The sequence below is a fragment of the Cobetia sp. BMC6 genome (assembly GCF_029991385.1).
Taxonomy (GTDB): domain Bacteria; phylum Pseudomonadota; class Gammaproteobacteria; order Pseudomonadales; family Halomonadaceae; genus Cobetia.
In genome coordinates, this window is the sequence record NZ_JAKUMF010000091.1 from 1 (window position 1) to 255 (window position 255).

Annotated in this window: 1 rRNA gene; it reads left to right on the plus strand. The window is 54.5% G+C overall.

Annotated elements, in window-relative coordinates:
- Positions 1-255 (plus strand): 23S ribosomal RNA (locus MKZ40_RS17135); the annotation flags it as partial.

Sequence of the window (255 nt, forward strand, 5' to 3'; positions counted from 1 at the left end):
TGGTGAAAGCATGTAGGCCGAGGAATCAGGCAAATCCGGTTCCTCCGAGGTCGAGATGCGAGACGAACTGACCACGGTCAGGAAGTCATCGATGCCACGCTTCCAGGAAAAGCCTCTAAGCTTCAGATCACATGCGACCGTACCCCAAACCGACACAGGTGGTCAGGTAGAGAATACCAAGGCGCTTGAGAGAACTCGGGTGAAGGAACTAGGCAAAATGGCACCGTAACTTCGGGAGAAGGTGCACCGGTTCGA